Origin of the sequence: Herpetosiphon giganteus, assembly GCF_016907925.1 — a bacterium.
Taxonomy (GTDB): domain Bacteria; phylum Chloroflexota; class Chloroflexia; order Chloroflexales; family Herpetosiphonaceae; genus Herpetosiphon; species Herpetosiphon giganteus.
In genome coordinates, this window is the sequence record NZ_JAFBCZ010000034.1 from 25,489 (window position 1) to 40,700 (window position 15,212).

The 15,212-nt window shown below is 51.9% G+C and carries 12 protein-coding genes; 8 read left to right on the forward strand and 4 right to left on the reverse strand.

Annotated elements, in window-relative coordinates; translation table 11 throughout:
* Positions 1-180 precede the first annotated feature (180 nt).
* Positions 181-951, reverse strand: a complete 771-nt coding sequence (locus JOD20_RS22445) for a hypothetical protein (protein ID WP_204757419.1) — start codon at positions 949-951, stop codon at positions 181-183.
* A 156-nt stretch (positions 952-1,107) separates the two neighbouring features.
* The gene (locus tag JOD20_RS22450; RefSeq protein ID WP_204757420.1) at positions 1,108-1,695 is read right to left on the reverse strand and encodes a hypothetical protein; all 588 of its coding nucleotides are present in this window, start codon (positions 1,693-1,695) and stop codon (positions 1,108-1,110) included.
* A 527-nt stretch (positions 1,696-2,222) separates the two neighbouring features.
* Here JOD20_RS22450 and JOD20_RS22455 point away from each other — a divergent pair.
* The 4 genes from JOD20_RS22455 to JOD20_RS22470 all read left to right on the forward strand — a co-directional run bounded on the left by JOD20_RS22455 (position 2,223) and on the right by JOD20_RS22470 (position 7,427).
* Positions 2,223-2,951, forward strand: coding sequence for a TrmH family RNA methyltransferase (locus JOD20_RS22455; protein WP_204757421.1), 729 nt, complete (start codon positions 2,223-2,225; stop codon positions 2,949-2,951).
* A gap of 146 nt (positions 2,952-3,097) precedes the next feature.
* Positions 3,098-5,005, forward strand: a complete 1,908-nt coding sequence (locus JOD20_RS22460; protein WP_204757422.1) for a GAF domain-containing protein — start codon at positions 3,098-3,100, stop codon at positions 5,003-5,005.
* Between the two features lie 6 nt (positions 5,006-5,011).
* The gene (locus JOD20_RS22465; protein WP_204757423.1) at positions 5,012-5,962 is read left to right on the forward strand and encodes a glycosyltransferase; all 951 of its coding nucleotides are present in this window, start codon (positions 5,012-5,014) and stop codon (positions 5,960-5,962) included.
* A 253-nt stretch (positions 5,963-6,215) separates the two neighbouring features.
* Positions 6,216-7,427 carry a TolB family protein gene (locus tag JOD20_RS22470; protein WP_204757424.1) on the forward strand — a complete coding sequence of 404 codons (1,212 nt, stop codon included), beginning with the start codon at positions 6,216-6,218 and terminating at the stop codon, positions 7,425-7,427.
* Positions 7,428-7,697: 270 nt separating this feature from the next.
* Here JOD20_RS22470 and JOD20_RS22475 read toward each other — a convergent pair whose 3' ends face one another.
* Positions 7,698-7,916 (reverse strand): hypothetical protein, encoded by a 219-nt coding sequence (locus JOD20_RS22475; protein ID WP_204757425.1) that lies wholly within the window; start codon positions 7,914-7,916, stop codon positions 7,698-7,700.
* Positions 7,917-8,040: 124 nt separating this feature from the next.
* Here JOD20_RS22475 and JOD20_RS22480 point away from each other — a divergent pair, with 124 nt between their 5' ends.
* The 4 genes from JOD20_RS22480 to JOD20_RS22495 all read left to right on the forward strand — a co-directional run bounded on the left by JOD20_RS22480 (position 8,041) and on the right by JOD20_RS22495 (position 13,984).
* On the forward strand, positions 8,041-8,859 hold the full coding sequence (locus JOD20_RS22480; protein ID WP_204757426.1) for a DUF4230 domain-containing protein: 819 nt from the start codon (positions 8,041-8,043) through the stop codon (positions 8,857-8,859).
* Positions 8,860-8,888: 29 nt separating this feature from the next.
* Positions 8,889-10,373 (forward strand): GTPase Era, encoded by a 1,485-nt coding sequence (era, locus tag JOD20_RS22485; protein ID WP_204757427.1) that lies wholly within the window; start codon positions 8,889-8,891, stop codon positions 10,371-10,373.
* A gap of 114 nt (positions 10,374-10,487) precedes the next feature.
* Positions 10,488-13,361 carry an SUMF1/EgtB/PvdO family nonheme iron enzyme gene (locus JOD20_RS22490; RefSeq protein ID WP_204757428.1) on the forward strand — a complete coding sequence of 958 codons (2,874 nt, stop codon included), beginning with the start codon at positions 10,488-10,490 and terminating at the stop codon, positions 13,359-13,361.
* Between the two features lie 8 nt (positions 13,362-13,369).
* Positions 13,370-13,984 carry a hypothetical protein gene (locus tag JOD20_RS22495; RefSeq protein WP_204757429.1) on the forward strand — a complete coding sequence of 205 codons (615 nt, stop codon included), beginning with the start codon at positions 13,370-13,372 and terminating at the stop codon, positions 13,982-13,984.
* 463 nt (positions 13,985-14,447) lie between these two features.
* Here JOD20_RS22495 and JOD20_RS22500 read toward each other — a convergent pair whose 3' ends face one another.
* Positions 14,448-15,164 (reverse strand): Nif3-like dinuclear metal center hexameric protein, encoded by a 717-nt coding sequence (locus JOD20_RS22500; RefSeq protein WP_204757430.1) that lies wholly within the window; start codon positions 15,162-15,164, stop codon positions 14,448-14,450.
* Positions 15,165-15,212 lie beyond the last annotated feature (48 nt).

Sequence of the window (15,212 nt, forward strand, 5' to 3'; positions counted from 1 at the left end):
CTAATTATGTTTCCCATAGCCTCATCCCTCTGCGCCTCTGCGTTAAAAATCCGATCCACGAAGGACACGAAGGGTTGAAACCGCGAAGGGCGCAAAGATCGCGAAGCGCTGTAAGCTTTGGGATCTAGGCTCTCTGTTCTTTTTGATTTTTGACTTCTGACTTTTGATTTTCATCCCTAATTAGGGCGTTGCGGTTGGAGTAAATGTTGGCGTTAAGCTCAGAAGCACGGTTCCCAGTGGATCAAGCCACTGGCGCGTTTCGAGGTTAAACCGCAGAACTACGCTGCTGGCATCGGTAATGGTTGCAAAATAAATCTGCGCACCATCCGTATGATGAATATATAAGGGTTCTATTGTGCGGGGAGAACTATAGCGTGCCGCAACATCCTGTGTTTGGATCGTCTGCGTTTCCACCAGTATATACGATACGCTAGGGTCAGCATCTTTTGTATAGAGTACCAATTCATATTGGGAGAGCGTATCGACCATGAACCAACAATCATGGACGGTTATCGTTCGATCAGGAATATCAAAACATCCATAATGCCGCCCAATACCTCTTAGCACTGGTGACAAAAATGGGGTGAGACAAGTACCATTGGCTTTTGAGGTAGCAATTGCTGCAAAATCAGGGCTGAGCGTGCGAGTAGGCCCACCCGCCGCGACGGTCGCTTCATAATATTCTGATTCGCGATCACGGTCGGCCCAATAGGTTGCCGCAGCCGCTGGTTCAAGAGTTGGGCTTTGGGCAAAAGCCGTGGCTTGGGCATGCAGGGTTGCATTAATCGCATCCACCGTTTCGGTTGGATGAATCGTGATCGATGGAATTGTTAAGGCTCCTTGGCCACGCTGCGCTGGCGACGCAGCTGGCTGATTAATGGTTTGGCCACAGGCGGCGAGGACGAGCAACAATCCAACACTCAGATTGATCGTTCGCTGAAGGCTACGCATCAAAAGCTCCACACACTGAATTAATCGTGATCCACGAAGCGCAAGAAGAATGGGAACCGCGAAGGGCGCGAAGATCGCGAAGGGCTGTAGGCTTTGAGACCTAGGCTCTCTGTTCTTTTTGATTTTTGCCTTCTGACTTTTGATTTCCATCCTTGGTTAGGGCGTTGCGGTTGGCAGCGGCGTGCCATCTACATCGAGCCATTGACGCGTTTCAAGATTGAATAATAAGTGGGTTGTATTGGTATACAGATCAACGATTGGATAATTAACTGTATGGATTTTGATTGATCCTATGCGTTGCGGTGTATCATATATTGCTCTTCCATCGTTGAAAACAAGAATTCTGCCTTGCTGGGGATAGACGGTTTTTGATCCAGAATGAACACCTAAATTTCTCCGTTCACTCAACCAACAGTTTCTAGGAATGAAACCGCGAAACGGCTCACAGGAATTAGACAGAACATCTGGGTACAAGGTTGGCGATGGCGGAAATGTCAGGATTGGCGGCTGGGATGTTGGTGATAGCGCAAGCTCGGTTGCAATGCTTCTCGCTACTTGAGTATCAAACACAAATTTTTTCGCCAAGGTCGGGCTAGGGACAATGGCGGTAGCCGTATTCACGACCGATCCTTGGCCACTTTGACTTGCTGGTTGCACTGCTGGCTGGGTGTTAGTTCGGCCACAGGCGGCGAGGATGAGCAATAAACCGAGGCTAAAAATGATCGTTCGCTGAAGGCTACGCATCAAAAGCTCCACACTCTCTAAAAAGGCTTTGCTCGCCATCATTGCACAGGCGAGTGAATTGTCTCAATGATAAGCAACTGAAAGTTGTCTGAGGTTATCGATGTTGATCCACGAAGGACACGAAGGACACGAAGGGTTGAAACCGCGAAAATCGCGAAGCACGATTGTTTAGCCACGAATTCCACGAAGCTTTTTAGCCACAGATTCCACAGATTTGTTTGATTCTTGTTCCCTTAGCCACGAGCCAAGAGCCTTCCTCTGCGCCTCTGCGTTAAAAGTGCGCTCTATAAATTAAGTTTTTCGCCACAGATTATTATTCTCATAGCCTATGGTCAATAGCCACATCCCCTCGCACTTTATGCTCTCTGCTCTATGTTCTATGTTCTTCATCCTTCATCCTTCATCCATTCTCTTTTTGACTTTTGATTTTTGCCTTCTGCCTTCTGATTTTCATCCCTCATCCTTCATACTTCATCCTTCTATATCGGTGCTATCATAGCAAGCGGCTTTGTTTCAGAGGATTTGCCGTGAGTTCAACGATTTTTTCCAACGTGATAACGGTTTTGCACGAGCCTCAGCGCGAGGTCAATATTGGCTCGACAGTGCGGGCCTTGCTCAACACTGGGTTTCAACGCTTGCGCTTGGTTCAGCCAGTCGCCTACTCGGTCGAACGGCTTGATGACATGGCGCATCGCAGTAGCCCATTGGTTGAGCAGATTGAAATCTATACCAGCCTTGGCGAGGCCTTAGCCAATATTCCCTATGTGGTGGGGTTTAGTGGTCGCGCTCGTGGCGAACGGCGGGCCGTCAGTTTGCCCGAATTCGCCCCAACTTTAGCCGCATTGGCGGCGAACGCACCGCTGGCATTGGTGTTTGGCCGTGAAGATCGCGGGCTGGATAACGCAGCGCTTGAGCAATGCAGCCAATTAATCAGCATTCCGGTCGATCCTAGCTATCCATCGTTGAACTTGGCCGATGCCGTGCTGGTGGCGTTGTACACGCTGCGCGGCTTGGCAACTTCAGCCGAAGCCTTGCCCAAGGTTGAATTAGCCGACCAAGCAGCCCACGATCGCTTGCTCAATTTGCTTGATCAATTGTTGAGCCAGCTAAAATTCTCGCGAACTGCTGGTCAACAAGCGAGTTCCGTGCGCACAGTGCGCGATTTGCTAGCTCGCGCAACCCCAAACCCCAGCGAAATTGCCCTCGTTACCGCGATGTGCCGCAAAATGCTGGCAGCCTTGCAAAATAATGAATGATTGCTAGGTTCCCTCACCCCAACCCCTCTCCCACTGAACGCGGGCGAGGGGCTTTTGATTCTGTTGTAATCCGGTGTTTTCTTGCAAAAAGCCGACAATTGCTCTACACTCATTCGGCACGACGACTGCAATGAGGCACGCTGGTTATGATCGATACAGACGCTCCAAACGCGGCAATTCTCGCGATTTTGCAAAATGATAATGCTGTGGCTCAAGCCCAGGAGCTGCGAGCGTTTGGCGCAACGTGGCAAAGCCAAAACGCTGATCCTCAAATGTTGACCAAACTTGGCATCGATGCCGCTACCCAAGCTCGGCTTGATCCCAGTGCCGTGGTAACTGATTTGCTGCTTGGCTATGCCGCTGCCCGCGAGGAACAGCGCACCCGCCATTGGCAAAACCACTTGATGCGCCGCGTGCAACAGCTCGATGGCTTGCATCGCATTATTAGCGCCGCCAACTCAACCCTCGATATTGATGCCTCGCTACAAACGGTGGTCGATACGGTTAGCGATGTGATGCGGGTCGATGTTTGTTCGATTTATCTTTTCGATCAGCATCGGCGCATGCTGCGTTTGGTCGCGACCCGTGGGCTGAATCCCAAGGCAATTGGCACGGTTGAGGTTGAAATTGGGGTTGGCGTAACTGGTTGGGCTGGCGAATTGGGCAAGCCGGTGGCGATTTTCGATGTGCGCAACGAGCCACGCTACCAGCTTGAGCCGCTGCTCGAAGAATGGCATTTCCGCTCGCTGCTAGCCGTTCCAGTGATTTTATTTGCCAGCGAGCGCCACCATATCGAAACCCTGCAAGGCGTGATTACGGTGCAGAATCGCGATCCGCATGAGTTTTCGCAAGAGCAAACCTCGTATCTCGAAGTGGTGGCGGGCGAAATTGCACTCTCAATTGCCAATGCGCAAATGTATCAACAAACCGATGCCCGTTTGCACCAAAAAATTCGTGAATTAACCACCTTGCAGCGCGTAACGGCGGCCTTGGCTTCAACCTTAGATGTTGATAATTTGCTGCATTTGATTGTTGAGCAAGCTGTCAAAATTGCCGATGTTGATCGCACCGATATTTTCCAAGTGCGACCAAATAACAAAGTTAAGATGTTGGCTTCGTATGGCCCAGGCCGCACTTCCGGCGTAGAAGATATGATTGTGCAGGTGATTCGTGAGCATCGGGCGATTGCTGTACCCAATGCCTACACCGACGAGCGTTGGTCAGGCGTGCAGGCAATTGCCTATCGCGAGGGCTTTCACTCGTTGTTTGCGCTGCCGATGCGCACTGGCAATCGAATTATCGGGGCCTTGTGTTTTTATAGTTATGCGCCGCGCCACATCGAATACGAACAAGTGCAGTTGCTCACCACGTTTGCCGATGAAGGTGCAATTGCAATCGAAAATGCCCGTTTGTATGAAGAAACTCAGCGCAATCTGACGATCAAATCGACCTTGCTGCAAGAGATTCATCATCGCGTGCGCAACAATTTGCAAACGATCTCGGCCTTGCTGCGAATGCAGGCCCGCCGTTTGAACACCGAAACCGAGGGTCGGCAGGCACTTGATGATAGTGTGCGCCGCATCCATGCGATTGCTGCTGTGCACAATTTGCTCAGCCACGACGGCGAAGGCCAAACCACCGTTCAAGATATTGCCAAGCAAATTGCCGAAAATATTCAGATGAGCTTGCCAACCGAAACCCCAGTCGAATTTTTGATCACTGGCGATTCGGTGTTGGTCAATGCGCGGGCGGCAACGGTGCTTGCCATCGTAATCAATGAATTAGTGCATAATGCGCTTGATCATGGCCTGAGCGCCGAAGGCGGCATTATTGGCATCGATGGCTGGCTGGAAGCAGAACACGCTTGGGTGCAAGTGCGTGACGATGGCCCAACCAGGCCAGAGCCGGTTAAACGCCGCGTCAGCACTGGGCTGGGGCTTGGCATTATCGAAACCTTGGTCAACACCGACCTTGGTGGCAGCTTTGAGTTCAAACGCGAAACCGAATGGACTCGCGCACTGATTAAATTTAGCCCTGATGAATTAGATGATTGAGCCAGCATGACCCAACTATCGCTCATTTGCACCGTCAAAAACGAAGCCGATACCATTGCCGATTTGCTCGATTCGATGTTGGCCCAAAGCCGCCAGCCCGATGAGATTGTTGTCAACGATTGTGGCTCGACCGATGCTACTGCGGCAATTGTGCAAAGCTATATCGATCGCGGCGCAGCAATTCGATTGGTTCAAGGTGGTTTTAATATCTCTTCTGGCCGCAATAATGCGATTATGCATGCCCAAGGCCGCTTGATTGCCTCCACCGATGCGGGGTTAGCGCTCGATCGCGAATGGCTTGAACGGATTGTCGCGCCACTAGAAGCAGATCAAGCAGATTTAGTGGCGGGCTTTTATCAAGCAGCGCCGCGCAGCGACCTCGAAACCGCAATTGGCGCAACCAACTATCCACTAGCCGCAGAAGTTGATCCCAGTCGTTTTTTGGCGGCTGGCCAATCGGTGGCGTTTCGCAAAGTTGTGTGGGAAACCGTCGGCGGCTATCCCGAATGGCTCGACCACTGCGAAGATTTAGTGTTTGATCAAGCGGCAACTGCGGCGGGTTTCCGCAGCACAGCGGTGCTTGATGCAGTTGTACATTTCCAGCCGCGCTCAAGTTTTCGCGCCCTCTTTCGCCAATATTTCTTTTATGCCCGCGGCGATGGCGTTGCCAACCTCTGGCCATTGCGCCATGCGATTCGTTATGCAACCTATTTTGGTTTGTTAGTTTTGCTGCGCAACCTGCCCCAACGCCCATGGCTTGGCGCTTTATTGGGCCTCGGCCTTGCTGGCTACACCCGCAAACCCTATCGCCGCTTGTGGCGGGCAACCAAAGGCTGGCCATTCGCTCGTCGGCTCAAAACCCTCAGTTTACCGCCAGTTATTCGCGTGGTTGGCGATGTCGCCAAAATGGTTGGCTATCCGGTTGGTTGGCTGGTGCGGCTGCGTAAATTCAAATAATCGGGGTTGTAAGCTTCCCTCACCCCAACCCCGCTCCCGTGACGCGGGCGAGGGGCTTTAATCTGGTGGTTCGCTCCCAATTCCTTGGTAAAAACGGGTACTCCCCCTCGCCCGCGTTTTCGTGGGCAAGGGGGCTGGGGGTGAAGGAATACTCTCCTACACACTAAAACCCACCAAATGGCTGATTGACAAGCCTTAAGCACCTTTGATAGCATCGGATTCTCTGGATTCTAGAAGATATAGGAGTGATGTGATGCGTTATCGTCGAGGGTTAGCTTGGTTATTGTTGGGTTTGGTTGGCTGTAGTAGCGCCAGCAACCAACCACAGCCAAGCGCCAATGTGATTGCCGCCGAGCCAAGCGCAATTCCTGCCGCAACCAGTGTTCCAACTGTTGCTGCCACCCTGCAACCAAGCCCAACCGTGAGCAGCCAATTATTGCCTCAGCCGTTGTATGCGCTTTCATCGCAACCAAATGGCGTGCAGATTGTGCGCCTCGAAACTGATGGCAAAACCCTTACGCCAATTACCAGCGAGCAAAATGGGGTCTTCGATTATCAGATCAGCAACCTCGGCCAAATTGCCTACATCGCCAACAACGATTTAATTTTGGTTGATGCGCTGGGCCAAAATCGCGAGATCTTGGTCGATGGGCCAACCATCGATCCCCAAGCAGATACCAATGTCTTTCATCGTGATCAGCTCAATACGCCGCGCTGGTCGCCCGATGGCAGTTCGATTGCCTTTAGTTGGGGCGGTTTGCAAGTGCTCAGCCTGATTGATCGTAAGCAAACGATGCTTCAACCGCACACCAGCAACACAGATGCAGCCCTCGCCGATATTTACGATTATTCGGTGTTATATGGGCCAAATAGTTGGTCGCCCGATGGCAGCAAAATTTTGGCTGCGGCAGGATTTGTGCCCGAGGGTGGCAATTTAGTCTTGTTTGATTTGGCTACATCTGCGCCCTTAACGATTACGATCAATGGCAATTATCCATGTTGTCATGTAAGCTGGGAGCCAGATGGCAGTGCAATTAACGTCACGAACGAGGTTTTTGGCATGTTTCCAACTGGTTGGTGGCATATCAACCCCAGCACAGGCGAATCGAAGGCGTTGATCGATGGCGATAATGTTGCGCCATTCCAGCCAGTTTCAAGTGTTTTCATGCAGCCCGATGGCAGCCATTTGGCCTTTGTTGGCACGGCCAGCGGCAACGATCCGATGGAAGTGGCGGTTCCCTTGACCCTCAGCCAAATTGGCTTGGATGGCAGCATCACGCCATTGCGCCAAGATAGCCAGACCATTGGCAGCGTCTTGTGGTCGCCTGATGGCAGCGGCGCAGTCATCGTCCCATCAATTATGGCCGAAACGCAATTGCAATGGATTCCCAGCAATGGCAGCGCGATCGCCGATTTGGCATTAAGCGGGGCCAATATGCAATGGGCCATCGCACTCGATCAATAGTTATATTCCCTCACCCCCAACCCCTCTCCCGTCCAACGGGCGAGGGGCTTTAACGCCGTGGTTCGTGCAAAAATCCTTGCAAAAACGGGTGCTCCTCCTCGCGCGCGTTCAGTGGGAGAGGGGGTTGGGGGGTGAGGGAACGCTCCACCGCCGACCAATCGCTCAAAACCGACCCTTGAAAGGAGGGGGCTGGGGGGTGAGGGACGCTACAAACCACCAATTCTTTAAAATCTACCCTTGCCTTGAAAGGCTGGGGGTGAAGGAACAATCCTAGTCATCCTCACGCCGCTCATTTGGATTTGGCTCATCGAGAGGAAGCGGCGCAACCTGCAAGCCATCGCGATCGACATACAGCGGCGGCGTTGGCATCACCCCATTTTCAAAGGCTGGGTTTGGTGCAACCGGCGGCACAACCGTAGCGTCGGATGCTTGATCGCCAACATAGGTACGCTCAAATTCATCAGCATCTTTAAATAATTGGTCACTCATACAAACTCCTAACACAAATATCATCGCCCTACGCCCTAGGCTATAGCAGAAAATGCACCACGCCAGCATTTTTCGGCTATACTACCAAGTACCTATGATTGAGCTTCGCCAAAGGAGGCTCCAAATGTACCGTCAACGGAATTCTGGCTGTATAAGTAGTTTGTTTTTTCTGCTCATCGGAGCACTTGGAATTATGGTTGTGCTTTCGATAACTGGCCTTTTTGACCCAATTGGCATGTGGTTCAGCAAGCCACAAACCGTCAACAATGCCCAAGGCCCAGCAATTGTGCAACAATTACGTGCTCGTAACGAGTGGATCACCTTTTCATATCAGGCCGATCAAGTGATTGAGGCCCGCAACGAAGGCAACTTCTTCCAAGAGTTGCTGTATGGCGATCGGATTTTGCTGCAAGCCCGCGGCGAGGTCGGGCTTGGCATCGATATGAGCGAATTGCGCGATGATCAAATTGTGATCGACGGCAAATCGATTAACATTACCTTGCCACCAACCCGCATCATCTACTCGCGCTTGGATAACCAAGCCACACGGGTCTATGATCGTGAGCAGGGTTGGCTGAGTCGAGGCGATGTTAATTTAGAAAGTAATGCCCGTAGTTTCGCTGAACAATCAATTATTCAGAGTGCTTGCGAAAATGGCGTGCTTGATCGCGCTGCAATCGAAGCGCAAAAAAATGTCAGTGATTTATTGTATTCACTCGACTATACCAATGTGACAGTGAATGTGAGCAAAGTTGGCGATTGTGCTGGCAGCGCCAATCAAACGGCTCCCCAACAGCCAAATGTGATGGAGCCAACCGCGCCAGCCAGTGTCCCGACCAATAGCACCGCCCAACCAAGCGTTGCGCCCCAACCAAACCTTGCGCCAACGCCAACCAGCAGCGGCGGTAGTCTTTCCGGAACTGCGGTTCCAATTAACCCTTAAAGTGATTAACACTAGAATTTGATGGAGCTATGTTAGAACTTACTTTTGATGCTGATGCACGGGCTTTATATGCCTACTTTACCGATATTAACGAAGGCGATGACGCGAGCCAGCTGGAAATTCCAGGGGTCTTTTTATTAGATGCCGCTGGGCAGATCGTTGGCGTGCAGTTGCAATTGGCTTCAGCACCGAAAAAAAGCTTTTTGCAATATGCCCAAGGCTTCGAAGAGCTGCACTACGACGAAGAAAATCGCCAATTAACCCTGAGTTTCGGCCAGCACGAAGTCGCCACCAGCGAAGAACTGCCCTACGAGGCGATTGTTGATCTCGACCGCAAAGGCCGCGCCTTGGGCATCGAAATCCAAGCTATGATCGAGTTTGGTATCAACGATCGGCTTGAAGCGCTCAACCCTTGGTTGGTTGCTTTCGATGAAGATGGCGACGCTGAGTTCGACGACGACGATGAAGCTGACGACGAGCAACCAGAAGTCAAGCTCGCGCCAAAGGCCAAAGTTGAGGCCGATGCCGAGGTTGAGGACGAGGACGAAGACGGGCCAGTCGTGCATCAACTGCCAGTCAAACTCAACCCAAATTTACCCAAGCCCTTGCTGCCAACCGATCAGGAAGTTCATAGTGGTTTCGTGGCCTTGGTCGGCAAGCCGAACGTCGGCAAATCGACCTTGTTGAATGCCTATCTTGGCCAAAAAGTCTCGATTGTTTCGCCGAAACCGCAAACCACCCGTGTACCAGTGCGTGGCATTCTCAACGGCCCCGATGCCCAGATTATTTTCGTCGATACGCCAGGGATTCACAAACCACGGCATAAACTTGGCAATTTTATGGTCGATGTGGCCAAAAAGGCCGTGCCAAACGCCGATGTGATCTGCTTTATGGTCGATATTACGGTGCCACCCAACCGCATGGATCGCGAAATTGCCCAAATGGTTTTGCTCTCGCGCAAGCCGCATATTTTGGTGCTCAACAAAGTCGATGCCACCGACGAGGCCGATAAGCATTTGCAAGAATATCGCGACCTCGCGCCATGGGAAATGGAAGTTGCCGTTTCAGCTCGCGATAAGCTTGGCATGGAAACCTTGCTCGAAGAAATCGTCAAGCGTTTGCCAGTCGGCCATCGCCTGTACCCAGAAGATCAACTTTCCGATGTTTCCGAGCGCACCTTGGTCGCCGAGATGATTCGCGAAAAGGTTATGCTCAACACCGAGGAAGAAATTCCGCACTCGGTCGCGGTCGAAGTTGAAGAATGGGAAGATCGCGGCAAGGTGATTTACATTCGAGCCAATATCTCGGTCGAAAAAGACTCGCAAAAAGGCATCATCATTGGGGCCGGTGGCTCGATGCTGCGCAAAATCGGCGCAACTTCACGCTTTGAAATCGAGCGCTCAATTGGCCGCCAAATCTATCTCGACCTGTGGATCAAGGTGCGTGAAAATTGGCGACAAAAGCCCAATGAGCTGCGCTGGCTCGGCTATGACGTAAAGTACTATAGGGATTAACCCCAATAGGCTAACCCTTTATGGACAAATGGCAGGGGATACGCATCCCCTGCCTTAGTGATTTTATGCCATACTACAGTGTGTGGTATTTTTTTGTAATCCATGAGGCGGCCTATGCACGATGTTGAGCGAATCCGTCAGAAAATTATCAACCTCCAAGCCCGCCGCGCCCAAGAGAACGACCAAGATCTGATCGAAGCCCTCGATCAAATGATTGGCCAACATCAACAGCAACTGAGCCAAATCGCCCAACAAGCTGCCATCGTTGCCGAACCGCCAGCCCCTGCTGCTAGCCAAGGCCAAGTGTATGGTTCCAGCGTTATGACCAACCTTGGGCATGTTTGGATCAATCAGGTATTTAATGCGCCACTAAGCACTGGCGAACGCACCGATCAATTAATTCTGCACTATCTGGCCCATATTCAGGGCAACGCCGATCGCTTGGTGCTTGGCACCGATGTGCAGGATAGCGATCAAGAGCGTATGTCGTTGCAGCGAGTTTTTACCATGCTGCAAGCTGATTTTTATGGGCCAATTGCTGGCGATGCCTTGTTGCAATCGTTGCTCTTGGGCAGCCCACAGCCGCGTCCGCAACTACAAGATTCAATTCTCAAGGCGCTGAACCAAATTCAACACCAAAAAGCTGTGATTTTGGGCGTGCCAGGCGGCGGCAAAACTACCGTGGTTTCGTATTTGGCCTCTGCCCAAGCGGCGGCCCTGCTCGACCCTGGCAAAGCTGAGTTTTTGCATAGCCAAGGTTGGATGCATACCAAACTTGTGCCAGTGCGCGTGCGACTCAAACATGTGCAACCGCCAGCCAACCCAGAGCAACAAACTGCCGACGCATTTTGGGAAGTTGTGACCGAGCTGCAATTGGCTGGACGCTTCGGCCAGCGTTCGATCAACAGCGATGTTGGCTTTCAGCGCGTCGAGATCGAGCGCCAACAACGCCTGCAAGATGCGATTGAGGAATTGTTGATCAACGGCAATGGCTTGCTGCTGCTCGATGGCCTCGATGAAGTGCAGCCCGAACATCTGGCCGCAGTCAAGCGCTGCATCGAACATGCTCAGCGTATGTTTCACAAAAGTCGGATTATCGTTACCTGTCGGGTTTTTGATTATGAGCATCCGCTGCCGCCGCCGTTTCCCTCGCGCCAGCTCTACGATTGGCCAACAATTCAATTGATGCCGTTTGATCTGACGGCGCAGCACGTCTATATCACCAATTACTATAGCGAATTGGGCCGCTTGCATGCCTCGCATGCCGATATTGTGAGCATTCGCAAAAAACACGCCAAACTGCACGCCGAGCTGATGAAATCGGGAATGTTGCATGAACTAACGCGCACACCGCTGCTGCTGGCGCTGACCGTGCATGTCAATATGGTGCATACCGATTTGCCTGAGAGCGAAGGCAAATTATTGCACATTTGTATCGACGAATTGCTCAAACGCCGCGCGCCCGAAGCAATCGCAGTTTCGCTCGAAGATCTGTACGATTTGGTGGCCTTGTTGGGCTATTATGCCCACAGCCAAGAGGAAATTCAGGGCAAAGCGTTGCTCAGTTTGCAGCAAATTAACACCGTCGTGCAGCGCTATTACAGCGATCGCTACCCGCATCCTAATCAAATTCATATGCTCTCGCAGGCAGTAGGCAATGCAACCTTGCGGCTGATCAATAGCAATGGCTTGTTGCAAGAAGCCAGCAACAATCAACAAGATAATCCGCATTATGATTTTGCTCATCGCTTGTTTCAGCAATTTTTGGCTGGGATGTATTTACTCAATCAAGAGCGCCACGATGAATGTATTGAACGCTCTGGCAGCGAGCATTGGCGGGTTTGCTTGCATTACATGGCCAATTTTGCGCCCTACATTCAAAAGCAAAGCTTCATTTTTGGGGTCATTCAAGATTTGCTTGGTGGCATGCCCGATGAACAGGTGCAAGGCTCGCATTTGCTCTTGGCGATTGGCAAGGCCAAAGTCGCAAGCGCAGGGCGGCGCAATCTCTGGCAACAAGCGATTAATCATCTCAAAAATATCGGCGGCCTAAGCGGCAGCAGTCGTGGTGTGCGGCGTTGGGCACCACCACGCATTGCCTTTCCAACTCGTATGCGCGCGGCCATGGTGTTGGGCGCAATTGGCGACACGCGCTTTATCGGCGAAGATGGAGCCTTGATTGCGCTCACAGAGCGGGTTGTCTGCATTAATCCTGGCAGCGTTGAGATTGAAGATCCCCATGCACGGCCCCAAACCTATAGCGTTGAGCGCTTTTGGATGAGCCGCTATTTGCTGACCAACCTTGAATATAGCCAATTTATCGCGGCCCGTGGCTACTTGGATGATCAATGGTGGCAACACGATGATGCCCGTCACTGGCGACGCGGCGACCCTTCGTGGTTGCATGGGTTGCCGCCATGGGCCGCGCCACGACGCTTGCCCGATTTATGGCATAACGAACGTTTTAATCACCCAAACCAGCCAATCGTCGGCATCAATTGGTATGAAGCCAATGCCTTTTGTGCTTGGCTAACCCAACAACTGCGGCCCCAACTCGATGCGCTTGGCCACAACTTGGTGGTGCGCTTGCCAAGCGAGGCTGAATGGCAACTAGCAGCCAGCCAACAGAGCAACCGCGAATATCCATGGGGCGATGAATGGCGCAATGATCATGCCAACACCAGCGAAAGCGATCTTGAGCAACCAACGCCGGTTGGCATGTTTCCCTATGGCACGTGGAGCGATGGCCCGATGGATTTGGCGGGCAACGTTTGCGAATGGACAAATAGCGTTAATCGCGACCCTGAGCTTGATCCGCAAATAACCCGCAATCGTCGTTTACAACATCGTGATTTGGTGGTGGCAGTGCGTGGTGGCTCGTGGTTTCATAATCGCTATTTTGCCCGTTGCCGGTCGCGGCTGCATCACCGCCCATTTAGCCATGGCCCCAACATTGGCGTGCGCTTAATTATTGGCCACGCAGAATAAGGAGCTTTATGATGCAACTTTCGATGTTAGAGCAAATGAGCACCCAAAGCTTATACGATTTACGCGAACAGCACCGCAAAAATTTGAATATTTTAGCGCAGCAGGCTGGCCAATGGGGCGCTGGCAGTGTTCCGCCCGAAACTCAAGCCCAAATTAGCCAAACCCAAGCCATGCTCGAACAAATTAATCTAGTGCTAGGCCAACGAGGGCATAGCAACCAAAGCGATCCAGCTCGCGGAGCCTCGTTACAAACTGTGCTTGAGCATTATCGCCAGCAAGCGCCTGTGCAAAATACAGGCACGGTCAATCTCAATAACAGTTCGGTTTACGGCGTGGTAACCGGAGTTAATACAGGCACGATTACGGTCAATCAGCACACAGGCCAAACATCTTCAAGCCTGCAACAAGCAGCTCAGATGATCCAACATTTGTTGCCCATGGCCCGTAGCCAACGCAGCCCGTTTCGCCATGCCCTGAGCGATGCAGAATTAACAATCGCTGATGCGCTGAGTGCGCAACGCAATGGCAACGATCCCCAGCCATTAATTCAACAGGCTCGCGCTGATTTACAAGCGTTTGGCGAATATCCAGAGATTCAGCAAGTATTGGGGTTGTTGCGGTAGGAGTTGAAGGTCGAGATTCAGGGGCTAGGGGTCAGGAGCTTAACGCAGCGGCGCAGAGCTACGAAAGGATGAAGGATGAGGGATGAAGGATGAAATCAAAAGGCAGAAGGCAAAAGCTGTTTTAACCACGAAGAGCACGAAGAAATAGGATTATGGGCTGTTGGCTTTTGGCTAGCGGAACATGATTCGGGCAATTCGTGGCATTCGTGGCGAAGAATGTTCATGACTTTTGGCTAGCGGAACAAATAATCACAACAATCTGTGCCAATCTGTGGCGAAAAATCGCTATCCGTGGAATTCGTGGAGTAATTTAACGCAGAGGCGCAGATTACAGAGGGCTAGGGGCCAAGGATCAGATACATAACTGATGCCCACCCCCTAGCCAAAAACCTTACTATCTCAGCATCTCTGCGTTAAACTGTACCTTGGCAGTTCCCGATCCCCAACAACCGATCCCCAATTACTACTGACCCCGATCTTCGAAGATGGCGGTGCGCACACCAGCCCAGCGTTCGCGGATCATGCCTGCGAGGGTGCGCAAACCCCAGTGTTCAGCGCGTTTAATGCCTGTACTAAATGCGGCGATGTTATTAGCGCGGCAGCTCGCTTGGGACGATTCGCGCAAAATTGGCGTGAGAAAGGCTTGAGCACCGCGATTGGCGGCCTCTTGCACGAGCGTTGGGGTAATTTGATTAACAATCGCTACCTTACGGATCGACTGCACGTTATTTTCCCAGACCTCATCAACCCCGCCATACATATCCATCACCAAGCGTCGCCATTCGGCAGGCGTTACTGGCTTGGGCAAATCGCCGACCATGCCTAAGGGACGGCCACTTTTATCGGCCATGGGCGAGCGCCCGCGCAAACCCAAGACCTCGGCCAAACGTGGCACAAAGCCAATCGTCAAGCGTTCGTCAAAGGGTGCGCCTGCATATAACACCCCACGAGTTGGTGGCACCGTATCACGATCGAGGTGTTGCGGGCGATGCAAAAAGATCGCATCAAGATCCTCATGTTCGAGCCACGATGGCAAGGTTGGCCATGGATCGAGCGCAAAGCCCATGCGGCGAATTGGCCGCACCGACGATATATAGATCGTACCCCGTTCTTCACTTGGAAAGTACTCGGTCTCTAGAATGGTTTGCAAGAAGGTAGAAAGTTCAGCGAGGTTTGGCATGATGCAGACTCCAAGTAACAACAAAAGGAAGCCCGGAGGGCTTCCCTT